This window comes from Occallatibacter sp., from assembly GCF_049582745.1.
Classification (GTDB): Bacteria; Acidobacteriota; Terriglobia; order Terriglobales; family Acidobacteriaceae; genus Telmatobacter.
Genome location: NZ_JBAUUO010000045.1, coordinates 76,543 through 100,230, shown reverse-complemented (window position 1 = coordinate 100,230; position 23,688 = coordinate 76,543). Strand labels below are relative to the sequence as shown.

The window sequence follows — 23,688 nt, the reverse complement described above, 5'->3', positions numbered from 1 at the left end:
GATTTGCAAATAACCTCAGTCGATTCTCGTTGACGCCACCACCGCAGTCCATAAACACTCGAAGCAACCGGAGCTTACGCACTCGTAGTCGAACCAATTGCAGCCTGTTGTTGAATGACAGATCACAGCAGTTTCGGAATTGATGCCGACCGAAGCCACAGAGCCAAGTGGCTTTTCGCTAGTGAAAAGCCACCTTCGTTGCTCTTGAAAAGCCTGGATGTATTCCGAAACTGCTCGAGCCCGCACTATCGGAACTTGCTTTGCCACGTCACAATCTCGGAGGGCAGCATGGATACCGACCTGCAATTCCTTGAAGAATGGATTCCCGAAAAAATGGACCCCGGCACGGTTTTCCTTCTCGAAAACCAGTCCAAGCTCGGTCATGCGCAGAATCCATACATCGCTGTCATGTCCTGTCCTCGCTGCGGAACCATGGGATTGATCACCCGACGCCAGCTTTGCGAAAAAGAAACCATGATCTGCGGCGGCGACACTTGCTCCGCGGAGTATCGCCTGGAAGGCGAAAACATCCGCTTCCGCCACCCTCAATAGCATTCGAACAACCCGCAATTCGATTGGTCTAACGGTAAGGCTGTCATCCTAGCGAACGAAACGCAGTGAGTCGAAGAGCCGGCTTTTGTTTTTCGGGTTTCTTCAATCGGTACCAGCGCACCCCATTCCTGATCCAGCACTCCCTCCCCTTTCCGATTTACCATTGAGCAGACACACCATCCTCCAGCCCGGATGGCGAAATTGGCAGACGCAGCGGACTTAAAATCCGCAGACCTTTACCGGTCGTGGGGGTTCAAGTCCCCCTCCGGGCACCACAAACTAAAAGACTTAATTTAAAAAAGCCGCCTTGATTTTAGGCGGCTGTTATTGTCTGGTGGCTGTTCTGATGGCTGTTGGTTCCCACAATCGTGTAACGCGAGAAACAAGCCTGCGGTAAGGAAGGCATGGTCGAATCTCACCGAATGCGTTTCGCTTGTTTCGCCTATGAAGATTATGAAGTTGTTTGGCGTCAGCACGGATATTCTAGTTGCGTGCGAAGACAGTTCGTGTCCGATACTCCGGAACCATGGTGCCCACTAGCGAGTCTCCTTACTATCGGATCTTTGCTCGTCCTCTTCTTCGTGACGGGGATACCCGCAGCGGCTCAAACCTCCCCTACATGGATCACACGGGATCAACAAGAACAGATTGTGCGGCAGCTTCGCACCGTTCTTCCGCCGGGTTGGAGCATTACCGCGACGTCGTTGAATAAGACTCCGGACGACTGGTACACCCTCGACAACCGCGCCTTTGAGATTGATGGCAAGAACGACGAACACGTGTTTCACATTTGGTTTCTACCAAAAGACTGGCTCGGCATTCGACAAATTAGAGCAACTCGGCTACGACTCGTTTACTGGGAAGGTGTCCTGATGGGAAGAGACTTCAAGGCCATCACAAATACGGACGAAATACCGGTTCAACAAGCGATCCAACAGCTCGACATGTTTACACCATCATTGGTGAACAGCGGCTGGCATGAGGCGCAGATTCTATTTGGAGATCGCATGAACGAAATTGATAGCCGTGCGCAGTCGCTCTTGAACCATTTTTGCAGTGACCGGCCCTGCAAGGATGAGGCTGCTTATTCCCTCATCGTCCTCGGCGTACCGGCGCGATCTGTCACATTGGACTGCGCAGAACACGCGACGGCGAATGCACAAGGCTTCTGTGTCTCTTCGTTGGGATATTTCGGAGGACAGGACAGCGTCCAAGTGTTGAGTAGAGTGATCTCCAATCAGTTGACTCCGCCTCAGGTGCAAAAATATGCGGCCATGTCATTGAACTCCATTGCTGACGCATCGTCGGGTCCAGCATTGTTGAAAGCGCTAAATTTCATTTCGTGGCCCGAAGCAGCTGAGCAGACAGTCGAGGCCCTGGGCAGAATTCGCTACGAACCGGCCGCGCCCGCAATCTTATCGCGTATGCAGAAGGAGGCACCAGAGGCACCTCAGCAGGCCTATTACGCAAGGGCTCTGGCGAGTCTGCACTACCAGCCAGCGGTGCCCACTATCGAAAAGCTGTGCAAGAATCCGATAGTCGACGGGGATTGGTCTCTGGAGAAACAACAAGGTCAATATCTTGGCTCGGCACCCGAGATAGCCCTTATGCGGCTCACAGCTCCATGGGGCCGGCCTTCCAACGGCGTTCGTCTGCTGCTGCTACCTTCAAAGGGTGCCGCGCCCGATCAAATTCGAGTTGTCGCTGTCATCGAAAATGTAGGTGATCGAGACACGGACATTCTAGGCCCTCCCGGTGGTGACTTGATTGTGGACGGCACCAGGTACCAACGAAAAGACCCAGTGATCATGGATGGCATCATAACCCTGAGAGTGAACGATGTTGCGGCACATGCCATTGATTTGTCCGGTTTGATCACGAGTGGCGGGATGCACCACGTTGAATACCAACTGGGGACCGCTAAATCCAACCAGCTAACCTTGCGGGTTCCGACAGTCTTCAAGTGAGTGCTCGGATAATCGGATGACGATGCAGCTTGTCGCGGAAATATTGTCAAGGCACGCACCGAGACCGAATTGACTTCGGCCAGGTTCAATCGACTGCAGGCCTTCCGCCAGATACTGTCAACTCACCGTAGCAATCCGATCGATCACGGAAAGCCTGTGCTCGGGGGACAGATGACTGTAACGCGCGGCCATCGTGATCGTCTTGTGGCCAGCGAGTTCCTGGATCTCTTTGATCGATGCTCCAGCCATTGCCAGCCACGAGCAAAAGGTGTGTCGGTTCGCGTGCCAGACGAATCCAGTGATACCCGCCTCTTCCAGGCATGGATGGAACCACGACCGAGTGTCGTAGCTTTTGCCTTGACGCGGAAAAACCGGATCGCTCGGCCGAAGATTCGCGCGACGAAGCGATTCAATCGCCGCGACCGTATCTGAATTCAAGTGAACTGTTCGCGCAGAGCCATTCTTCGTTTTGCTTAGTTCGATGGTTCGGCGGTCAAGGTGAACCTGTGACCATGTGCAGGTATATTGCTCGGAGAGGCGCATCCCGGTGTGGACACTCACGACAAATTCCGCCAGGTGTTCTGGGAATCTCTTGGCGATCACCTTGTGAAGTTTGTCGTATTCGTCGCGACTGAGAAAACGCAACCGGCCGCCGCCTTCCTTGCGCTGGCGCACGAGCCGTGCGGGATTCACGCTCACTTTTCCGTTGCGCACCCCTTCCCGGTAGCAGAGAGAAACGAAAGCCTTGTACCGGTTGGCCGTTGCCGCAGTGTTGCAGTGCTCACGCAGCCACCGCTCCAACTCCTGTGGCGTCACCTCCGCTGCGTATCGAGAGCCGAGTTCTTCGCGAACAATGACTGCCTTGCTCTTGTAATTGCGGTTGTCCTTATGGTGTGCAACAAACTCAAGGGCATCGTCGATCAGTTCGCTGACCGTGACCACTTTGGAGTTCCGCAATTCCGGCAGCTTCCGCCCCGCCGCCGCATCGGCCTTCCGCGATTGATAGAGCTTGATTGCGTCAGACTTGCGTCCAACCTTTTCACGGTGCCGCTTTCCCCCCGCGTAATAGTGAATCCACCAAATGCCACTGCCTTCCTGATTTTCGTATACACCCCGCATCAAATCCGCTCCGATGGCTGTTCCATCGGATTCAGTGTATCGCTAAGTCCGACTGTACAGCCATCGATGAGCACAAATTTCCGGCGGGAGTGGTACTCCCCTTGCAGGTTGTTCTCAATGTGAGTACAATTGTTCTCTAAATGAGAACAGCTCTCACATCCGTCGGTGATTTGCTATTTGGCCAGACCAGAGGCAGGGTCTTGGCGCTTCTGTACGGCGCACCCGATGAGCCCCTCTTTGTTCGGCAAATCGCCCGCCTGGCCGAGACCAGTGTTGGAACCGTGCAGCGGGAACTCGCCCTGCTCACTGACGCAGGATTGATCAAGCGCTCGGCGCTCGGCACTCAGGTGTTCTACCAGGCTAGCCAGGAGCACCCGGATTTTCCTGAACTCCGAGCACTGCTGGCAAAGACCGCAGGCGTATTTCAGATGCTCAAGACGGCGCTAGCACCGCTTTCGTCCCGCATCAACCTTGCTTTTGTGTACGGCTCGGTTGCTCGGGGCGAGGAGAAGGCATCGAGTGACATCGATCTGATGGTGATCGGAGCGGCCTCGCTCGATGAGGTGCTAGACGCAGTGGCTCCCCTAGAGAAGCAGTTGCGGCGTCCCGTGAACCCGACCATCTACACCCTCAAGGACCTGAAGGCGCGATTTCACGAAGGCAACCACTTTCTGCAATCATTGAAGAAGAGCAAGAAGGTGTTCCTGATCGGCAACGAAGATGAGTTTAGAAAACTTAGTACAACTCGGTTGGTACAAGGCTGAGCCCAGCAGCCCCAAGGAGATTGCCGATCTCTTCAGCATAGTGAACCGTTCGCAGGCGGACCTCAAGGTGGAGGGCATCTCAGACGACCTTCGCTTTCAGGCCGCCTACAACGGCATTCTCACGCTCGCCAATATCGCTCTGCGGGCCAGTGGCTTTCGCGTCTCTCTCGGCCAGGGGCATCACCAGCGCGTGATTGAAAGCCTCGAACACACCTTGACGACGCAGGATGCCACCGCTCGGGAGAAGTGGGTGCGCAAGATCAAATCTCATTCGCAGAAGAGAAACACCACGAGCTACGACCTGGCCGGCGGCGTCTCGCCTACCGATCTCGCTCAGGTCATCAAAGACCTCACGGTTCTGAGAGAGCGAGTGAATGCGTGGCTGATAGAAGTCCACCCGGAGCTTCTCAGAGGAGAACCACAGCAAAGTTAAGACTTAGGCTGGAATTACTCAAATCCAGGTTCACTGCTATAGCGCCCATCAGAAAGGCGGAGAAGCATGGGCTTCCAAGAAGAACGCCGCCGGCAATGGCAAGGCATCCCAGCTGTTGTTGCCTGCGGCGGTTGGCACTTCTTTCCTCGCCATCATTTCCTCGAACGGGACTTCTGAAGGATTGGTCGTGCCTCCATCTGATCCAAAATCTCCATGAAGCGGGGGCGATTGCGGTAATTTGTGCGGATCTCCGTCACCAACTCGTTCCACTCCCAGCCACGGTCCAGGGACTTCAGAATCGGGCGCATCTTCTTCAAATATGCGGCCACCGTTTCATAAGCTGAGACGTCAGCTCGCACCAGGTTCTGATCGACGCAGCCGCGATAGATCTCAAGGGTTCGCTCAGGATGCGACTCGGCAACTGCCGCAGCTACCTTGTCGGCATAGCTGCTAGACCCGAAATTCCACCCCGCGCGTTGGCCCTTTGACGTCGCACGCCATGTGTCGAACCACCTCAGAACATGGTCGGGGCGGCGCTCGTTGATCGCCATGTCGATCAGCACATCGTAGTGCGGACGCGGGTCCCCAATTCGTAGCAAAGGCAACAAATAGTCGGGGAGCGGCAGCGGCCAGTCCTGCTCTGTCGCGCCGCTCTGCGCTTCGTCCTTTGTCACGGCGACCGAGATAGGCAGCTTCCCCGTTTCAAGGAACTCTAAGGCCAGACGCTCCACCGCCTTCCGGCAACCGGCGCGCTCGGCACTGGCGATCAGGGCGGCGAACTTTTCACGTTCAGGACGCTCGAAAAACTCCCAGGCAGCGTGCGCGGCGACCAGGTTCCAATCCTTCCGCAGCCGGGCGATTTCGCTCATCGCTTTCGCGAGCTGGTCGGCAATACCCGGAGCCTCACGAACTGTTTTTTGGATGCCCTCCGTCGCCCAGCGCTCGGCATCGTCATATCGTTTTCGCTCGATCAGCAACGGGATCAGCCGCTCGTAGCTGCCCGTGATGTGCGCCTCTCGCTCGCGGACGGCAATGATTTCGTCGTCGCGTCCGGCGTTCGTAAGCGCCCGGACAAGCCAGTCTGCGATTCGCCCACGGTGATACTTATCGTGAAAGTTGGCGCCGATCCGTGTATCGGATTTTAGACGGCGAGCCAGCTCGTCAGCCGCCGCCGACCAATCGGACAGGCTGGCATTGCTCTCCAGTACGGCATCCAGGTGGTCACTTTCGATCACGTTGTATTCGTCTTTGAGGTCCGCATCAATCGCGTAGAGCAGTCTCTGGGTGGGCGTCAGGCTCGACTCCTTTACCGCCCGGAAGAGAGGCGACAGGCACTCAGCAAAAGCTGTGGCAGTCTCGCCTTCATCGTTTGACTGGCCGATCATTTCCATACCCTGCGACATGATCTCCCGGCTCAGTTTCATCACGGCATCCGCATGGCCAAGTTCGACCATCCGGTCCAGGTAGCGCGCGAGTCGGCTGAAGTCCGGGGTGTAGCCCTCGCCCTTCCAGTAATTCCTCCAGCCCGGTTCCGAGGTCGCCTTCCGCAGCTCTTTTCGCGCCTCGGAAATGATGCGATCTGTGTCACCTTCGCCCAGTGCAATGCGCTCTCGGAACTCTTCTCGCAGATCTGGGAAGCGTTGCATGAGCGACCAGACCAGCTCGGCCAGTTCTTCCCGGCTCTTGGCGTTAATGTGTTTGCGAATCTTCTCGTCATCGGCGGCACGACCCTTCCCGGTGCGCCGCTGGTAAACCGGCTGAAGACCCTCGTCGTCCTCCGAATCATCGCCGTCTTCGAGGTCCTCGTATGCTTCTTCCGGGACTCCGCTCGCGAGTTCCTCCCACCTTCCATCCTCCGCATCCGCAATCGGGATCGCGGCACTTTTCGCCAGCATTTCGAGATATGTAGCGACGACTGCGACCGCGTGCTTGCAGCCATTCCCGCCGACAGGGCAAGTGCAACGGGAGCGAAGCGCGTTCGCTTCCCACCAGACGCCAGTTGCGTACCGATGCCCGCCAGCGACGGTCGCCAGCAGCTTGCCTTCCGCCGAAAGCCCAAGATCGCGCACACGACCGCCTCGATGATATGCACGCCCGCGGGTCACCGAGCGCGAACCGGCCCAGTTCGCCACATCGTCCCAGGTGAGGGACTCCCATTTCGTTTGCCGGAATTCGGTGTGCGCAGATACTCTAGCCCTCGCCGCGCGTGAAGACTTGGCCGCCATGGATCGTCTCCTGAGAGAATGCTAAATGTCGGTCCTCGGTAGCCGTGCAAGGAACCCGCGCTGCTCCGCAGCGGATGAACGTTGACACGTCATCCCCAGTTGGGTAACTGTGAAGCGCCCCAGAGCGCTCCAAATGTCTTCGAACGTCAACATGCGAGAAATCAATAGCTTGGCGCATGCGCCGTTTACTCGCGTGTCCATTTGGAAACGAAGAAAGCGCTCTGGAGCGCCGCGACGTAAACATATTGAAAACAAAGGCCCGAGCGAAAATGACTTTAGGACGTGCTTCGCGCGTACCCTTCGCTGCGGCGACCGTCAAGGGTCTACGCTTCGCTTCGATGAACGCGCAAGAGCAGCGCCCTTGACCGCCGTCCTCGCTGCGGGTATCAGCCAGCTATGAGAAGAATGTCTTCTTCTCATGTTCCACGAAACATGTGACGGCCACTAATCAGCCGCGAACGGAACTCGATGGCCGCTCGATCATTTTACTTCCGGCCATTGCAAACGCGGACCAAAAGGCAGCCGAATGGCTCCGTTGCGGAGTGCGCAACCGCGAGACATACGGTGCGCTAAAGGCAAACTAATCCGATCTGACAGGCGCAGCTTCCCGGCGTCTTTATCCCTGCACAAAGGTCCGTCAACCTGCGATGGGCCTGGATGAGCCGCGCTACATCTTCTGATATCTCGCTGGGGATCAATGATCGGAGACCGGAAGAAGTGCTGGTTCAGGGGCGTCGAAAGAACGCGGAAGGCCAGGGGATCGGGCCCGATATCGCTGGGCTTCTGCGTTCCTTCCCGTGGTGAACACAACGTTATTGGACTCGGATCAGAAACTCTTTCGCCGCTTGAGCTGCTCTTTCCCGAACGCCTCGACAGCATTGAAGGCGGCAGATGCCTGCCCTTGAAGGTAGAGACTCACGCACTCTTCAGGGTATGCTCCGCGCAGGCAAGACCCTCCGTTCTCGCTCGCCGAAGTGATTCACAAAGGCATGGAAGACGGGCCGCCTCGTGCTTGCCTTTCGACTCCCGGGCTAGGGTGAGAGGGGACGGCAAAAGGCCGGCCAATATCGGATGATTCCAAGGCGATTGAAGAGTCTCTTCCGGAGCATTTCTCTCGAGCCTATGGCCCTGGGACATGACATTGGAGCTGTTCCTCGACGGACATGTCTGCCTGTTGCCTTTGGTAACTCATTGGGCCTGTCTTTGCGGAAGGATTGGCAGCCAGCTGGAGCGATCTTTGGACCGTCGTAACGAGTCGATTGGACCTCCGATTACAACTGTGATTCGCGAGGTAATCGAGAGGCGATTGGCCGCCTTATCGGATTGCTTCCGAGTCCCTCCGGACACGGATTGAAGAGTCTCCCAATCAGAACTTTGCGGAGGGTAATTCAGATGCGTCGTCGAACTGTTGCCGAGCGGGATTCGGATCTGATTCGCGAACGAATCAGTAGCGATCAACCTTCGCTATCAATTCCGATGCCACACGATTCAGGATATTGATAACCGTTACAACTGCTCCGATCCAGCAGCCGAAGATACCACCGAAGCCGCGCTTTACCTTCCCTGATGAGAGAGCGTTAGGAGTTGCGCAGAAGCCGAAGACGCAGCATGAAGTGCAGTCGATCGATTGACGCCAAAGGTCGTTCAGGAATTCCTCAATCTGTTGTTCCCTGCAATGGCTCAGAGCATGTTCACTCATATAGGCCACGCAAAAGATGGAATTCACACTTATCAACTTGCCAACTCTGATCTCACTGTCCCGCCAAAAAGAAGATGATCATCGGCGCGTTAGGGCTCTTTCGGAGTATCTATCGCGGTCCTTTAAAGCTCTACAAAACCATCTCAAGGATGCCGTGCACCGACGGTGGCTCCAATTGTGCCCATTGCATTGAGAAGTGAACGCCTTCAATATCGTCATCGACTGTGCAATCAACGGCGGAATGGAGTGCAACTGTGTGTTACTTAGCGCCACCGCAAGGAATGCCAAGGAACTTATGGGAACGCAAAGAAGTGTCTGGGAATGATCAGTAATCATGCGGTCTTGAGTGCATAGGTCATCGAAAAATAATTCGCGACGTCGTGAATATCGGCATCGAATCTGAGTTAGTCTAAAGCGCAGGCAGTGCGAGATACTGCAGCGCTCGTCGTTGGAGCTCAAGCGCATGTTGACCATCTCGAAGGCCCTCTCCGCAGGGCAGGCTCAAACCTACCACTCACGTGAGTTCGCTTCAGAGCAGCAAAACTACTGGAGCCGCGAACGACAAGCTCACAGCGAGTGGCGCGGTGCGCTCGCACAGGAGTGGAGCTTGCGCGGTGCTGTTCGCGCAGAACACTTCGCTCGACTCAGCCAGGGCCAGCACCCAGAGACAAGCTTGCAACTCGTAAGGCACCAGCCGGCGAGAACCTACGAAAATGAGTACGGAAAAGAAATCACGAGCGTGGAGCATCGCGCCGGATGGGATGCGACATTCTCAGCGCCGAAGTCGGTTTCACTCACGGCGCTTGTCGGCGGCGACCTTCGAGTACGCGAGGCGCACCGCGAAAGTGTACGCGTAGCACTCGATGAATTGCAGCGATATACCCAGGCGCGCATCGGCAACATTCATGCACCGGAGACGACTGGCAAACTCATTGCCGCCACCTTCGAACACGACACCGCCCGACCCGTGGACGGCTACGCCGCTCCGCAGCTTCACACGCATTCAGTGATCTTCAATGTGACCGAGCGAGATAGCGGCCAGACACGCGCTCTTCAGGAACGCAGTTTGTTCCAATCGCAGCGGTACGTGACCAGCGTGTATCGCTCCGAGATTGCCGTGAGGTTGCAGCATCTGGGGTACGAGATCGAGACAGGTAAACACGGCCAGCCCGAGATTAAGGGATATACGCGAGAGTATCTGGACGCGTCGAGTCCGCGGCGCGAGCAGATCAAGGAACATCTGCAAGAGATTGGCAGAGACGGTGCAGGCGCCGCGCAGGTTGCAGCGCATCGGACGCGCGACAAGAAGGAAATCCAGTCGCAGGAAGTGGTATTGCAACGGCACCGCGATTTGTCGGCGCAATTCGGCCACCAGGCCGACCGAGTGGTTGCGCAAGCGCGGGAGCGAGTTCATCAACACCAACAACTACCGGAAAAGACCGCTCAACAGGCCGCAACCTACGCGCGCAATCACGTCTTCGAGCGCTCCGCCGTCCAAGATGAACGAGCCATTCTCCAGTCCATGCTTGACAGGGGTATGGGGCAACTCACCTACGGCGATGCGCGCCGGGAATTTGCACACCGTGTGGCATCCGGCGAGTTTCGCTCCCTCGGGCACAGGGAGGGCCACGCCGCCCCGCAATACACCACGACAGAGATGGTGCGCATGGAAAAGGAAATCATTAGGTACATGCAGGCCGGCAATGAGCGCAATTATGGTCATCCGATGATGATTTCTCCGCCGCTGCGGATCAGAATCGAGGATCGGCACCCAGAATTGAGTGCCTCACAGTATCACGCAGTCGATGAGATCTTCCTTTCGCGCGAGAAGCTTGTTGGACTTGAAGGCGTGGCCGGCGCAGGCAAAACGACGACGCTTGCTGTAATTCGCGAAGGGGCTGTGGCTGAGGGCTACCGAGTCGAAGGTTTTGCGCCCACTTCGCGCGCAGCGCAGAAGCTGGCCGAGGCCGGAATTGAGACGTCAACGTTGCAACGGCATCTCGCCCGAGGTGAGCAGCCGGATACCGGCCAAAAGAGACTCTACGTGCTCGACGAATCTTCTCTCGCTTCCACACGGCAGATGTACGAATTCATTGAGCGCCTTCAGCCGAAAGACAGAGTTCTACTCGTAGGCGACACACGCCAACATGAATCGGTAGAAGCAGGCCGTCCATTCGCGCAGCTTCAGGAAGCAGGGATGAAGACTGTCAAGCTGGATCAGATTCTCCGACAGCGCGATCCGGATCTGAAAGAGGCCGTGGAGCAATTGGCGCGTGGTGAGGTGCGCGCAGCAATCGATAATCTTGATGGACAGCGTCGCGTGCACGAAGTCAGCAACCGCGAGGAGCGAATTGCAGCCATCGCTCGCGAATATGCGCGCTCACCTGAGAAAACATTGGTTGTCTCTCCGGATAATCGTTCACGTATGGAGATCAATCAGCGGATCCATGGCGAATTGCAATCGCGGGGTATGGTCAGTCGTGATGAGCGCGCCATTACGACTCTTGTTCCGCGCCAGGAGATGACGGGTGCCGACCGAACTTGGGCGGCGCAGTACCAGGTCAACGATATTCTGCGGTATTCGCGCGCTTCACGAGAGACCGGCATCGGCAAGGGGGAGTACGCGCGTGTCGTGAGCATCGAGGCGGAGAAGAATCTACTGACGGTCACGCGCGAAGACGGCAGCGAACGAACCTATGATCCGCGCCGGCAGATGGGTGTCACCGTTTATCGGGAACAGGAGAAGGCGTTCTCCCAAGGCGACCGCATCCAGTTCACTGCGCCCAGTCACGAATTGAAGATTGCGAACCGCGAGTTGGGAACCGTAGAGGGCATCGATCCGAACGGCGTCATGCGGGTGAAGCTAGACAGCGGGCGCGAAATGAACGTCAATCCCGAGCGGTATCCGCATATTGATCACGGCTATGCGGTCACGAGCCATTCGAGCCAGGGGCAGACGGCAGACCGCGTACTCATCCATGTGGATACCGATCTCGGCGCCAAGGATCTGCTCAACAACCGCATGGCTTACGTCGCAGTTTCGCGCGGCCAATGGGATGCACAGATTTTTACCAACGACCGGGGTGCGCTCGTGAACGCGCTTGGCCGTGACGTTTCGCACAAGAGTGCTTATGCACCGGAACAGTCGATAGCGCCGACGATGGGGAAAGGTGTTGACTCGCCACAAAAGCGCGAGTTGGACATCGGCATGGGACTCGGGCTGGGAATGTAATTCAAAGGTAAGAACCGAGATCAGGAGAGGAGCGAGACCTATGAGAGACAATACAGCGGAGCGTAAGAAGCCACCGGCGCGAGTTCGCATCGCGCCAGATGCGAAGATACTGGTCGGACGTGAAGAGGCGGCGCAGCTTCTTTCAATCAGCGTCCGGGGAATTGATTATCTCTTGGCAAATCGGAGATTGCCCTTTCGGAAGCTTGGAGGTCGAATCCTGATTCCTGTAGCCGAGCTGCGCAAATATGCGCACAGTGATCACCCTGAACGCATTGTGGCGTGACGTCAAAGCTCTCTATACCGGCGAAGCTAGATTCCGGAAAACTGTGGCTGCGGAGAGACCACACATTGTTCCAAGTGGGAACCTTCACAGATCAATTACTCTGATTTGCCCTGCCGGTTCGAAGGGTTTATAGCTCTCGTTCAAATAGGCGGCGTTCACAAATAGCGTGTTCCCTTCGGAATGGATTCCGGCGCCCCCGTGAATGTGGCCAAAGACATGCACCTTGGGTGGCTTCTGTCGTACCTCTTTAAGCAGCTCTTCGCAGCCCAGATGAGGCCCGTCAGAAGCTGTCTGATCTAGGATTCCATAAGGAGGACCATGCGTAACGAGTACATCGAGGGCATCTGGAATCCGATCCCAGTGCGCATTTGCCGCTTCACCGCGAGGATACATAAAAGCCCAGTAGAGGAACGCGGGAGTATAAGGCGATCCCCAGAAAGAGAATCCCGCGATCGTTGTTCCGCTGTCTTCGAGGTAGATTCCGTTAGATAGAAGCGAGCGGGCCAGCTCCGGGGAGTTCTCGAACAGCCGGTCATGATTTCCACCACAAACAATGCGATGCGCGAAAGGCTGTTCTCCGAGCCAGCGATTGAATGAGACAACTTCCCGCACATCGTAGCCTGCGTTCATGAAATCGCCAGCATGCACGAGAATGTCACCTTGCGGCAATTGCGGAACTCGATCATGGAGACCGTGGGTATCTGAAATCAAAACAATTCGCATCCAGCCAAACACCTCCGAGACGTGACTTCACGCATTAGATAGCTTTCACCGACTTCGCGAGAAGCGATTCGATCAGACGGCCCTGTCTTCCTCGATTGCTTCAATCCATAATTGCAGCGTCAAATCTTCGCGATTCGGATTCCCGAGGTACGGACGAAGCTCTTGCTGGTAGCGGTCGCGAAGGAGCTCGAGATCGAAGGGAACCGCACGAGCCAGGTATCGTACATCGCTTCGGTCACGTTCTATGTTGCGTTCGAGTTTGGTAAGTGCGAGATCGTATGGATCGAGTGCCATCAGGCGCAAGTTTTGAAACGCTCCAGGGAACATCTCCTGAAGGCGACTTTCGTACTCGTAGGGTGGCTGCGCAACAGTCACTCGATCCAAATAGACGCCATATTTCTGGAATAATGGTCCGCCCAGCATCGCGACCTGTGAGAAGGCATCTGCCGCGGCACGTGGAGCGATTTCGAGCACATCCACATCAGCTGTAGGACGGCTCAAGCCGTAGAGCATTGTGACAACAAAGCCGCCAATACAATCGAGGCGGACCGTCGAGGTCGCAATTCGGTCCAACTCGTTCAGGAATGACCGCCACGGCTCCGGCATTGCTTTACGAGGGCACATAGGTCAAGTGTTTCACGTCGAGATCCGTGAGCAGGTTCCAGTGTCGCGCCTTTGGCGGGCGGTTCTGCCGGAGCCACTTGCGCTCAGCTTGCGTCATGGAGTCGTTGGAGAGCGTGTCCTCTCTTGCGAGTCGCGAACGCTCTATTTGGGCCTTATTCTGCGATAGGCTTTTTCTTCGTGATGCATTGCCGGCGTTCTCTGCGACTTCCTCGGCAAGATCCACCACGAACCCAAGCCGGTTCTGACGGTCATTCAACTTCGCCTTGCGCGTGAGCCACTCCCAATCCATCTCCGGATACGTGTAGGCCAGCCAGGGAAGTGCCTCAACCACCCTTCGGTCAAGGTCGTCCTGGTCGAGTGCAAGGAACAGCAATCGAGCAGGATTGTAGTGGGACTTCCCGCGCAGGTAGGAGAAGCCCGGGTATCCCAGTGCGCCGAGTTCTAATTTGAACGCACTCTCATCCAGAGTCGAATGAAAGTCCGCTTCCAGGGGCAGGGCCGTAGGCCGGAGATGGAATACCTTCATTGCCTGCGTAGCGAGTTCCGTAGTCACCGGCCGACGCCCTCGTTCGAGCATCGACAGGTAGGCTTGCGTGAGACCTAGCCTTGACGCCGCTTCTTGCTGCGTCAGGTTGGCTTCCTCGCGTCCCGCTTTTAGTGCTTCGCCGGTCACGGTATCCTCGTCAGAAATCGATTATAACACAAATTGTTATATAGTTCGCCCGCATGCTGCGTCAGGTCAGGGCAGCTGGTGGAACAGGCTGTTTGTGCCCGACCTTAAAATCATGTACATGCCTGATCAGAAGACTGTGACAAGCCAGACTGACGGCGATGGCTATGCCCTTCAAGAAGGCGTTTTGACCGGGCCGGAAATCGATGGTCTGATCGACGCTCTTGAGCGGCATCAAGACGGTGAGAAATTGGTCCGGAATGGCAGAATCTTTGCCGTGCGCAATCTTTTGGATCTTCCGGAAATCAGCAGGTTGGCCAAGTCAGCACCGGTACGTGAATTGGCTGAAGCGGTGCTCGGAGACACGGCATTCGCTGTCCGTGGCATCCTCTTCGACAAAATTCCTGAGGCGAATTGGAAGGTTCCTTGGCATCAGGATGTCACAATCGCGGTGCGCGCGAGAGAGGATGTCGAAGGATTCGGACCGTGGTCGACAAAAGCTGGCATTCTTCATGTGCAGCCGCCCGCGCAGGTCTTGGAGAGGATGGTTTCGATCCGCCTACATCTTGATGCCTGCGACGAGTCCAACGGAGCTTTGCACGTGATTCCTGGGTCACATCGCGCAGGCCGTATTGCGGAGACAGAGATTCCTGCCATTCTTACGAAATCGCAGGTTCACGTGTGTGCCGTTAGTCGTGGTGGCGCTTTGTTGATGCGTCCGCTCCTGCTCCATGCGTCGTCTGCCTCACAAGCGCCAGCACATCGCCGCGTAATTCATTTGGACTTCGCTTGCGAACAATTGCCCAATCCTCTCAAGTGGCTGTCGGAACTAGGCTCTTTCACGTAGCCTGGGAGTTTTGGAGCCAATGATCGGCTTGAGAGACTTTTATCGATTCGTCGCTTTTCGACGGCTAACTTCACCATTGCCCACCAGCCGCTCGCGACGCGATGAAAAGCCGCCACCGTCTAGCCTTAGAGGCCCGAGGGATGAGATCCATCACATCTCCCGGACTGATCTAGAGTTAGAATTCGTCCCGGGGGAAGACAATGAGGGTTGTTCGAGCAGACGCGCCGGAGATAGTTCACTGTGTCGATTCGGCTGGGGCTCTGGCCTGCTGGGGTTGGTCCGTACTTGCTGTTGTTTGCGTGGCAAGCCTACCGGGCCTGTTGATCGCCCTCCTCGTGGGCCTGATGATTTCGTTCGGGGCTGCAGTCTGGGTCGGCGTACTGATTGCTCTTTTATGGAATGGGTATATGCTCTGGCGCAGCAGATCGCCCCGCCTGAACTGGGTCATAGCGGTCTGCGCTGAGCGGGTTTACGTTCGGCTCTTCGCGAAGCGTGGAAGGAAGCAGGCTAATGTCGAGCCGGAGATCCTGGTGCTCGAATCTTCGGAGATCGCTTCGATGTCGGCCCACACCATCGATCTCTTTCTATATGGGCCGAAGCCCAAAGTTGTCGAATGGCTAGTGATCGAACCTGCTAGCGCAGTCGCAGAGGAGGTTTCCGATCACATCCGTCCATTGAAGTGTGGCGTGAGCCCAAACGTGTGTGGCATAAAGCCGATTGATCCGGATAAGCAGGTGTTCGTGGGCAATGAGGAGGGGCCACTCACGATTGAATGGAAATGGTGTCGCCCTGCTCTCCGAACGTTCCTCCGGCGAGTCGCGCAGCAATGCCCATCCATCCTCGTCGGCCCCGAACAATGTTCCGAGTTGGATCTGAATGGCATTTGGCACGGTTTTAGAGAAGAACCGAACGCACAACAGCGCCGGATGCTCGCCCAGGCGACGCGTCTTGGGTTCGGCAGCAAATTAGTGCAGTTGCTAAGCCTGTATAGGTTCTGTACGTTCCCTTCCTATCGGAAGGCGACGGCATACTTGGCGGAGATTGAGCGGGAGGAAACCGAGACAGAGCACGCTGCTGTTCCGCAGTAGATTCCTTTGAACTCCGAGGTTCTGCAATTGAATCGTCCAACCGAGTTCGATTCTCGACACTCTCGCAATCGAGGCTTGGTGCGGCCAACGGTTCGCTTTGGTGCTAAGGTGACAGCCAGCTCCCGTTATCAACTCGTAAAAGACGCATTAGTACTAATTCCAAGATCATTCCTGAGCAAACGGGCCTGACAATGACCCCTTTATTAGCCTGTATCTTGATGCGCGGTGGCGGCCCACTGACTCGCAACGAGATCATTCTGTTTTCGCTTTTCGCCGGGGCTGTCATGCTCGTGGGCATCTGCAGGCAGTTATTCGATACGTGGATTAAGCGCACTCGTGGCCGCAACTGGCCGACAATCTCTGCTGTCATTGACATCGTAAGTGTCGCATTTATGCCGGATGATAGTATTCCGTCCCCCTCTGTCCCTACAGACAGCTCCGGCTATCTTGCCACGCTCACCTACGTCTATCGCAATCCCGAACTGCAGATGGGCGATTACAGTCGTAGGTTTGCCAAAGAGGACGATGCCCGAGCCTGGGCGAATTCCTACAAAGGCGAAACCGTCAAGGTCCACGTAGATCCGCGCGACCCGACGCGATCTGTCTTGCGAGAAGAAGACCTTTAGGCGGGGCGGTCATCGCGGCGATGAGTTCGCGGGTAGCCCGTTGGGGCAGACGTGATCGGCGCGCCCGCCCAACCTCAGCCGTAGTCGATCACGTGCCTTTGTAGTTCAACAGCGGCCTGAGGGTGCGGCGAACTTTGACGAGGTCGTGTTGTTTTTTCAGAACGGCACGGATGTCCTTGTACGCCGATGGCGCTTCGTCGCGGATCGCATCAGCGAGACGCCAATCGAACCAGACACCCTTCATTTGGCGTTGCAGTTCTACACGGCTAACCTTCCTCGCCGCCTCCGACCGGCTCATCGCCCTCCCAGCACCATGTGCGCTGGAATTGAGGGCTTCTTCACTTCCCCGGCCCTCGACATGGAAACTGAGCGTCCCCATTGAACCTGGCAACACGCCCAGTTCACCAGCCCGCAGCACCATCGCGCCTTTCCGGTGAACCCAGAAATTGCTGGCACCATGACGCTCCAGAATGACGTGGTTGTGATCGGTTGTGATGGACGTCTCCCAAAGCAGTCGGGCGCCAATTGCATCCTGAATCACCTTTTCCGCCTCCGCCGCCATGGCCCGCCGTGATGCCGCTGCATACCGGCGAGCCCAGTCGAGGTCATGCAGATATGCCACTCCCTGCTCGGACTCCGCGTCGAGCGCGCGAAAGCGGCCCTCTACTATCTGTGCGCTTGCATGGTGATGATCACGGATCGCCTGGCCGAGGGCTCGGGAGCCACTGTGAATCATCAGCCAGAGCCGGTCTTCCTCGTCGGCCTGAAGTTCGAGAAAGTGATTCCCGCTGCCCAGAGTTGCAAACTCCAGCGTGCCCTCGCTCTGCCGGATTGACTCCAGTCTTGCATTGCTCAATTCAACGGAATCCAGCTCTTGAGGCTGGGCAATGACAGCCTGCCGGTTGCGACGCCGGCTCGGGATTGCCTTGGCGAATCCCGCCAGGATCTGGCCAGCGGCTTTTGGATCGCGCAGCGGCTCTGCAGTAAAGTCTGTTGCTATCGCCAGCATTCCGCAGCCGATGTCGCCGCCTACTGCCTGCGGGTAAATCAGTCGCGACGTTGCCAGCACCACTCCCACGCAGATGTCGTTAGCCAGATGAACGTCGGGCATGACAGCAATCTGCCGGATATCCGGTGCGCGCTGGAGACGCCCCAGAGCTTCCGCGACCTCATGGCCCAGTGGGGCCGTCAGCCACATTCTGATCGGAGGCAAGGATGGATCAGTCATTCTCGCCTCCTGTAGTGAATGCCGGTACGAATGCCAACTCCGGAGTTCGCTTCCGTGCGATGCTCGTGGCAACCTCGGCGCGAAGCCGCGGTTGATTGTGTCGGAGCCACGTCATGGCCTCCGAGATGAGACGATCTTTGGAAACCACAACGTGCGCCAGCAGATGCCCGCAATCTGGAGCAGGAGAAACCTCTTCAACAAAGATTTCGCAGCCTTGCAATTGCGAATCACTGCTTGAGAGCGCCAGGTTTAGGGCGCGCTGCACCTGATGACAGAATTGCTGTGTCTTCCGCTGTACCTTCCGGTCAGTTGATGATCTCTCTGGGCTGTTGCCCAGAAGTGCTTCGGCGAACTCCGGATCAACGGACTCCGCCGCTCGATTACGACGCTTTTGCCACTTCACAAACCTCTCCCTTGCCGCGCATAGGCGCGACTTACCGTCCCGCGCATTTGCACAGGTGCGGCTTCAACTTATGGGTTGAAACTGGGAGCCAGCCCGGCCGGCTGGATTAGACGGCAACGAGCGGGCTCGACGGCATCGGACTATTGGCAATCGGCGACATAGTCTCCTCCGGTCTTCGTCGAGTCGTAAATCGGCTTGTGAAGTTACCGATTCGCTCTACGATTATGCCCGCATTCGAGTTTTCGTTCAACCTCGTTTCGGTAATTCGTTGCTCCGAAATCGAAACCATGCTACTTTGTTCAAGGAAAGGAGACGTCTATGCGAATTAATCAGCGATTGCATGACTGTGTGAATTGCACGGCGCAGGACGGCTCTGTTTCTGTCTTCCTTTGCCGCGCATAACGGCAACCCCACAAAACAATTAGAAGGGAACGTATGACGACCCAGGAGTATCTGTGTCGGCACTTCGCCCGCATGGGTGCGCGCGTTTTTGTGCGCGGACCCGGCCGTAGTCAAGGGGCGATGGTTGCAATTGACGTACGCAGGGACCGCTCCGGCGAACTATTTGTGCTCTGGTGTCATGAACGAGCTCAGTTGGAAATTCTCGACGTCCAGCCTCGTTCGCGCCACCTCGTGCTGATGGTTCGTCAAGGAAGCGACAAACTCAAGTTCCTGCTTGGGCGCGATGATGGCCACCTGTTTGCCTCAGCCGTGCCGGGCGATAGCGTTCGCGATGTGCGGACAGCAATCGACAGCCTGCGTCCCACTGAGATTGAGGGACGCGAAGCGATCCGGCAGGGTGAGTGGTTCTTTGTTCCCGAACCCGGCGTGTACGACAAGAACGCCGTGGTTCTGCGCAACGAACCGCTCAGCCGTGGCGGCCGAAGCAAGCCTCATATGTGTGAAGAGTTGATGAGGCGTGGCGGTGAAGTGGTTATGGTGAGTCGGGAGTATCCGGCAGGCGTCGGCCTGTTTGAGTACAAAAAGCTCATCGAAGCCAACGTGAAAGCGCGTAGCTTTATGTGGCGGCGCATGGTTCGCGACGCCGAGGTCTACGCGCGTGGCGAGGTCCGGCACCGGGATCACAAGACCATTGATCTCTACGGCTGGCATCGCGTGTACATGAACCGGGAACGATTTGCGAAGCACGCTCCGCAAATTGCGTTCCTCGATTAACCCGAATACCCCGGTCTCGACATGCAAGGGACCTGGGGTAAGGGTAAAGGAGTCAACCATGTTTGATGGTGTCGCAGAATTCACTTCAACGCTGCAAGAGGACTCGGTTGAGTTCATGAAGAAGGCGCAGGCGCTTGTGGTTGGTGTTGCTCGCGACTACATGCCGACGCGGCTATATGTCATTCGCATTGACAATTGGTTTGGGCCGAAATGGATGCACTTCGCAGGGAAGGTCTCCGTCGGAAAACACTTCTACGCGGGCATTCATAAGGTCACACTGCACGTGCCGCCGTTTGTCCCGCACCGAGTGCTTGCACAGCGAGTTTTTGCCGGACCGAACTACGGCGAGACCGTCGCCAGGCCGCCGTTGCATATCGAGTGCGCGAGCATGCTGGCGCTTACCAGGAGAATTGCGGACGTGGATAGGGAGGCTGCATTCATATGGTTCAGCGGTCAGTCAGAGGTACAGAAGCGGGGCTCAATCATGGTTTATCTACCAGTTGCTTCGACACCGATGACGAGCCACCGCCGCGAACGCCGCCGGACCGGAGCATTTTACGTGGGTCTGTCGGAACACGAAATGGACTGGAATCCTGCGATGTTGCGCGGGATTTCGCGTGGTGAGGTTGAGCACCTTGGAAAGTGCGGGAGCGCTTTGATTGGAAATCCACTCTCCGCTGCAAACCAATAAAAACGATTGCCAGAAGCTTACGCACCGGAATTCTCGGCCTGTATTCTTTAATCAACCATGGAGCGCTATTTCAGCGAACTGGCTACCGCGTTTGTTCGTGGCCGTCTGCATAATCCCACAGCAAGCATCGATGATGGGCTTGCCGCGGGACTGCGCCTGCATAAATTCAAGCAAAACCAGGATCTAGCACGCGTTAGACGAGTGCTGAGTCTGTTGCGCAGCTTGGCGCCAGCGACCCTGCTTGACATTGGTAGTGGCCGGGGAACATTTCTCTGGCCTCTGATAGCTGGATTTCCTGAAGTGGCCGTTACGGCAATCGATGTGCTCGATCAACGCATTGCAGACTTGAAAGCCGTGCGCCAGGGAGGAATCCATCGCCTTCAGGTCTTCCAGATGGATGTCTCCGAGCTTACATTTTCCGACACCAGCTTCGACGGTGTCACGATCCTTGAAGTGCTGGAGCATTTGCACAACCCCGAGGCAGCACTCCGCCAGGCTCTGCGCGTGGCGCGACGGTTTATCATTGCCAGCGTGCCCTCTACACCCGACGAGAATCCCGAGCACAGACACCTGTTCACGGTGAATCGGTTGAGAGAGATGGCAGTCGCCGCCGGGTGCCCACAACCGAAGATCGAGCACGTGCTCAATCACCGCATTCTTATTTGCATCAAGCCATGAAGCCGATTCTCAAGTACCCGCGCACACCACACCTTCTCGGCTCGCGCCAGCAACAGGGCGACGAGGATCTCGCGATTGTCTCGCCGGCAGAGCTAAAAGGGTGCTTTTTGGTTGTGGAGGAGAAGCTCGACGGGGCCAACAGCGCTATCAGCTTCGATGAGGACGGTGCGCTCATTCTTCAGAGTCGCGGCCATGTGCTCTCAGGGGGACCGCGAGAGCGGCAGTTCGATCTCTTCAAACGCTGGGCCAACGCACATCGGAGTACACTTTCGCGCGCTCTAGGCACCCGCTACACCCTGTACGGCGAGTGGCTTTACGCAAGGCACACCATCCGCTATGACTGCTTGCCGCATTACTTCTTGGAGTTCGATCTGTTCGATCGGGAGACAGATGAATTTCTGAGTACCGAGCGCCGTCGCGTACTTCTTTCCTCCACCCCGGTCGTTTCGGTCCCGGTGCTCGGCCAGGGTTTCCGAAGCCGTTTTGAGGATCTGATCGGTCGCTCGACCTGCTCATCGACGGAGATAATGGAAGGCCTTTACATCAAGTGGGAAGAGCACGGATGCGTCCGCGGCCGTTATAAATATGTGCGCGACAGTTTCACGCAGACCGTCGAACAAGAAGGTGTGCATTGGCTCGACCGCCCGCTTGAACCAAATCTGCTGCGCGATGGAGTCGACATCTTTACGGACCTTGCACAATCCGGGAGCTCCATATGAAGATGCTGAGCGCGCTTCGCCCGAATGCTCCGGACTGGCAGGTCGATTGGGACGCAATTGACCGGTCGTTTCCGTGGATTCAGCAGCTCCGAGGATGCCAACAGGACCAGATTTACCATGGCGAAGGCGACGTCTGGATTCACACCCGCATGGTGATTGAGGCTCTTGCGTCATTCGACGCTTGGCAACGACTACCAGAGACTAAACGACTCATCTTGTTTGCAGCCGCGCTCCTGCACGATGTCGCGAAGCCCGCGTGCACCCGGCTGGACCAAGGACGAATAACGAGCCGCGGCCATTCTCAACGAGGAGCTATCGACGCCCGCCAGATACTGTGGCAGATGCACGCGCCTTTTGCCATCCGAGAACAGATTTGTGCGCTTATTGAATACCACCAGGCGCCCTTCCATCTCATCAATCACGATGATGTGCAACGGCGGGCATTTCGAATAAGCCAGACCGCGCATTGCGGGCTTTTGGTGCTCCTGGCCCGTGTCGATGCTCTCGGCAGGATTTGCACTGACCAGGAAGAATTGCTCGCGAACATTTCGCTATTCGAGGAGCTGTGCCGAGAATGCGACTGTTTGGAGTCGCCGCGTGCCTTCCCGTCCGCCCATAGCCGGTTTGAGTACTTTCGCTCGGAGGGCCGCAGCCCGGACTACCTCGCGCATGAGGACTTCGCCTGCCGAGTGACGGTAATCTCTGGCTTGCCGGGAGCAGGAAAGGACACCTGGATCTCGGATCACATGCCCGGTGTGCCTGTCGTAAGCCTCGACGCTCTGCGTATCGAACTCGGCGAGGACGCCTCAGGCTCCCAGGGGCGCGTGGTGCAGGCCGCTCGGGAAAGGGCGCGCCAATTTCTTCGACGTCATGAGGATTTTGTGTGGAATGCTACGAATCTTTCCCGGGACCTGCGAACGCAATTGATCGATCTGCTCGCAGACTACGGCGCTCAAGTTCGGATCATCTACGTCGAGGCTTCACCTGATGTGCACTTCCGCCAAAACAGGGAGCGGTCAAACCCCGTTCCAGCGGCAGCCATCGAGCGAATGCTTGATCGCTGGCAGGTACCTTCGCCAACTGAGGCGCAGGAAGTAGAGTACTGGATTGAAGGAAAAGCTTGCACTAGGACTCTTTGAGCATCGTCTGCACCACTACGTACTGTTTCCGCATTTCGAACCCAGCCGCGGGCCAAGTGCCGACGTACTTTCGTAGAGCCTCGGTGCCTTTGTCCCAGTCATTGCCGTTCACCCTACAGTCGGCTTGTGGATATCCATTGGCATCGCGCATTGCAAACAGACGGATACCGTAGACACCGCGGTCTTCAATTAGTTCCCTGAACACCTCGAACGAATTCGTGAGCAGACAGCAGGGGCAGAATTCATGGTCTTCGCAATGATCTCCCTGAGTTCTTTCTTGTGCTTCGGGTATCTGCTGCTCCGCCCGGGCCTTTGGATTTTGGATAATGTGCGTAATAGGACCTAGAATGACGCGGCGGCACTCTGCCGACATTCCCGTCTTCGGCGGAAATTCGTACTCCAGAGACGTGCAGATTTCAGGCCTCGCCTTGAGCGCGTCCAGCAATGCCACGAAATCGGTCTCTACCCACTGCTCAAAGCCCGTGCGAAACGACTCCTCTACATGATCCCCCGTAGAATGCTGATACTCAAAGACGCCATCAGGCATCAAGACATCGTGGTTGGTTTGGATTGTGGATGTCGTTCGAACCCCACCCTCATCCAGTGGCTGCAACTCAACGATTTGTGGCATCAGAGTGAAACCGCTCTTCTCGTGCACAAGCCAGTGCTTTTCGGTTCGCACGGCGTGCCCCTTTTGCGCTAACGCCCAAGCCAAAAGTCCCACGAGATCGAACCTCTCTTTCCAACTCTTCTCAGCCCTTTGGAAGGCGACTGAACCGGCAGAGCCTTTTCCCGGGTTGGA

Annotated in this window: 22 protein-coding genes and 1 tRNA gene; 15 read left to right on the top strand and 8 right to left on the bottom strand. The window is 56.6% G+C overall.

Features of this window, described 5'->3' with window-relative positions:
* Nucleotides 1–288: 288 nt before the first annotated feature.
* The 3 genes from WCA10_RS06045 (at nucleotide 289) to WCA10_RS06035 (ending at nucleotide 2,519) form a co-directional block, all read left to right on the top strand.
* Complete coding sequence (locus WCA10_RS06045) at nucleotides 289–552, top strand: hypothetical protein (RefSeq protein ID WP_472821604.1); 264 nt, start codon at nucleotides 289–291, stop codon at nucleotides 550–552.
* Between the two features lie 186 nt (nucleotides 553–738).
* A tRNA-Leu gene (locus WCA10_RS06040) sits at nucleotides 739–827 on the top strand.
* A 429-nt stretch (nucleotides 828–1,256) separates the two neighbouring features.
* Nucleotides 1,257–2,519 (top strand): HEAT repeat domain-containing protein, encoded by a 1,263-nt coding sequence (locus tag WCA10_RS06035; protein WP_472821603.1) that lies wholly within the window; start codon nucleotides 1,257–1,259, stop codon nucleotides 2,517–2,519.
* Nucleotides 2,520–2,636: 117 nt separating this feature from the next.
* Here the strand turns inward: WCA10_RS06035 and WCA10_RS06030 are convergent, their stop codons facing one another.
* The gene (locus WCA10_RS06030; RefSeq protein WP_472821602.1) at nucleotides 2,637–3,638 is read right to left on the bottom strand and encodes a tyrosine-type recombinase/integrase; all 1,002 of its coding nucleotides are present in this window, start codon (nucleotides 3,636–3,638) and stop codon (nucleotides 2,637–2,639) included.
* 140 nt (nucleotides 3,639–3,778) lie between these two features.
* On the opposite strand from WCA10_RS06030, the gene WCA10_RS06025 reads away from it, so the two are divergent.
* Together WCA10_RS06025 and WCA10_RS06020 are read left to right on the top strand one after the other, a co-directional pair.
* Nucleotides 3,779–4,402 (top strand): nucleotidyltransferase domain-containing protein, encoded by a 624-nt coding sequence (locus WCA10_RS06025; RefSeq protein WP_472821601.1) that lies wholly within the window; start codon nucleotides 3,779–3,781, stop codon nucleotides 4,400–4,402.
* Nucleotides 4,359–4,835, top strand: coding sequence for a hypothetical protein (locus tag WCA10_RS06020; protein WP_472821600.1), 477 nt, complete (start codon nucleotides 4,359–4,361; stop codon nucleotides 4,833–4,835). Before WCA10_RS06025 ends, WCA10_RS06020 begins: the two co-directional genes overlap by 44 nt.
* 152 nt (nucleotides 4,836–4,987) lie before the next feature.
* On the opposite strand, the gene WCA10_RS06015 is transcribed toward WCA10_RS06020, so the two are convergent.
* Nucleotides 4,988–7,060, bottom strand: a complete 2,073-nt coding sequence (locus WCA10_RS06015) for an SWIM zinc finger family protein (protein WP_472821599.1) — start codon at nucleotides 7,058–7,060, stop codon at nucleotides 4,988–4,990.
* A 2,162-nt stretch (nucleotides 7,061–9,222) separates the two neighbouring features.
* Here WCA10_RS06015 and mobF point away from each other — a divergent pair.
* Together mobF and WCA10_RS06005 are read left to right on the top strand one after the other, a co-directional pair.
* Nucleotides 9,223–11,991, top strand: a complete 2,769-nt coding sequence (gene mobF, locus WCA10_RS06010; protein WP_472821598.1) for a MobF family relaxase — start codon at nucleotides 9,223–9,225, stop codon at nucleotides 11,989–11,991.
* A gap of 40 nt (nucleotides 11,992–12,031) precedes the next feature.
* Entirely contained in the window at nucleotides 12,032–12,274 is a 243-nt protein-coding gene (locus WCA10_RS06005; protein WP_472821597.1) for a helix-turn-helix domain-containing protein, read from the top strand.
* A gap of 84 nt (nucleotides 12,275–12,358) precedes the next feature.
* Here WCA10_RS06005 and WCA10_RS06000 read toward each other — a convergent pair whose 3' ends face one another.
* From WCA10_RS06000 to WCA10_RS05990, 3 genes are all read right to left on the bottom strand, one after another.
* Nucleotides 12,359–12,997 (bottom strand): metallophosphatase domain-containing protein, encoded by a 639-nt coding sequence (locus tag WCA10_RS06000; protein WP_472821596.1) that lies wholly within the window; start codon nucleotides 12,995–12,997, stop codon nucleotides 12,359–12,361.
* Between the two features lie 72 nt (nucleotides 12,998–13,069).
* Nucleotides 13,070–13,621 carry a DUF6036 family nucleotidyltransferase gene (locus tag WCA10_RS05995; RefSeq protein WP_472821595.1) on the bottom strand — a complete coding sequence of 184 codons (552 nt, stop codon included), beginning with the start codon at nucleotides 13,619–13,621 and terminating at the stop codon, nucleotides 13,070–13,072.
* On the bottom strand, nucleotides 13,608–14,294 hold the full coding sequence (locus WCA10_RS05990; RefSeq protein WP_472821594.1) for a helix-turn-helix domain-containing protein: 687 nt from the start codon (nucleotides 14,292–14,294) through the stop codon (nucleotides 13,608–13,610). Before WCA10_RS05990 ends, WCA10_RS05995 begins: the two co-directional genes overlap by 14 nt.
* A 94-nt stretch (nucleotides 14,295–14,388) precedes the next feature.
* On the opposite strand from WCA10_RS05990, the gene WCA10_RS05985 reads away from it, so the two are divergent.
* From WCA10_RS05985 to WCA10_RS05975, 3 genes are all read left to right on the top strand, one after another.
* On the top strand, nucleotides 14,389–15,138 hold the full coding sequence (locus WCA10_RS05985; protein WP_472821593.1) for a phytanoyl-CoA dioxygenase family protein: 750 nt from the start codon (nucleotides 14,389–14,391) through the stop codon (nucleotides 15,136–15,138).
* Between the two features lie 200 nt (nucleotides 15,139–15,338).
* Entirely contained in the window at nucleotides 15,339–16,226 is an 888-nt protein-coding gene (locus WCA10_RS05980) for a hypothetical protein (protein ID WP_472821592.1), read from the top strand.
* Between the two features lie 191 nt (nucleotides 16,227–16,417).
* Nucleotides 16,418–16,852 carry a DUF3592 domain-containing protein gene (locus WCA10_RS05975; RefSeq protein WP_472821591.1) on the top strand — a complete coding sequence of 145 codons (435 nt, stop codon included), beginning with the start codon at nucleotides 16,418–16,420 and terminating at the stop codon, nucleotides 16,850–16,852.
* Nucleotides 16,853–16,940: 88 nt separating this feature from the next.
* Here WCA10_RS05975 and WCA10_RS05970 read toward each other — a convergent pair whose 3' ends face one another.
* Together WCA10_RS05970 and WCA10_RS05965 are read right to left on the bottom strand one after the other, a co-directional pair.
* A complete protein-coding gene (locus WCA10_RS05970; protein ID WP_472821590.1) occupies nucleotides 16,941–18,080 on the bottom strand; it encodes an RtcB family protein in 1,140 nt (379 codons plus the stop codon).
* Nucleotides 18,073–18,483, bottom strand: coding sequence for a hypothetical protein (locus tag WCA10_RS05965; RefSeq protein ID WP_472821589.1), 411 nt, complete (start codon nucleotides 18,481–18,483; stop codon nucleotides 18,073–18,075). The genes WCA10_RS05970 and WCA10_RS05965 overlap by 8 nt, the downstream gene beginning before the upstream one ends.
* Before the next feature lie 435 nt (nucleotides 18,484–18,918).
* Here WCA10_RS05965 and WCA10_RS05960 point away from each other — a divergent pair, with 435 nt between their 5' ends.
* Genes WCA10_RS05960 through WCA10_RS05940 form a run of 5 tightly spaced genes read left to right on the top strand, consistent with a single transcriptional unit; the run spans nucleotide 18,919 to nucleotide 22,886 of the window.
* Nucleotides 18,919–19,659 (top strand): hypothetical protein, encoded by a 741-nt coding sequence (locus WCA10_RS05960; RefSeq protein ID WP_472821588.1) that lies wholly within the window; start codon nucleotides 18,919–18,921, stop codon nucleotides 19,657–19,659.
* 58 nt (nucleotides 19,660–19,717) lie between these two features.
* Nucleotides 19,718–20,350 carry a hypothetical protein gene (locus WCA10_RS05955; RefSeq protein ID WP_472821587.1) on the top strand — a complete coding sequence of 211 codons (633 nt, stop codon included), beginning with the start codon at nucleotides 19,718–19,720 and terminating at the stop codon, nucleotides 20,348–20,350.
* A 57-nt stretch (nucleotides 20,351–20,407) separates the two neighbouring features.
* Entirely contained in the window at nucleotides 20,408–21,028 is a 621-nt protein-coding gene (locus tag WCA10_RS05950) for a class I SAM-dependent methyltransferase (RefSeq protein WP_472821586.1), read from the top strand.
* Complete coding sequence (locus WCA10_RS05945) at nucleotides 21,025–21,747, top strand: RNA ligase family protein (protein WP_472821585.1); 723 nt, start codon at nucleotides 21,025–21,027, stop codon at nucleotides 21,745–21,747. Before WCA10_RS05950 ends, WCA10_RS05945 begins: the two co-directional genes overlap by 4 nt.
* Nucleotides 21,744–22,886 carry an AAA family ATPase gene (locus WCA10_RS05940; protein ID WP_472821584.1) on the top strand — a complete coding sequence of 381 codons (1,143 nt, stop codon included), beginning with the start codon at nucleotides 21,744–21,746 and terminating at the stop codon, nucleotides 22,884–22,886. The genes WCA10_RS05945 and WCA10_RS05940 overlap by 4 nt, the downstream gene beginning before the upstream one ends.
* Here the strand turns inward: WCA10_RS05940 and WCA10_RS05935 are convergent.
* Nucleotides 22,873–23,568, bottom strand: coding sequence for a DUF6348 family protein (locus WCA10_RS05935; RefSeq protein ID WP_472821583.1), 696 nt, complete (start codon nucleotides 23,566–23,568; stop codon nucleotides 22,873–22,875). The two genes, WCA10_RS05940 and WCA10_RS05935, sit on opposite strands and share 14 nt — an antisense overlap.
* Nucleotides 23,569–23,688: the final 120 nt, after the last annotated feature.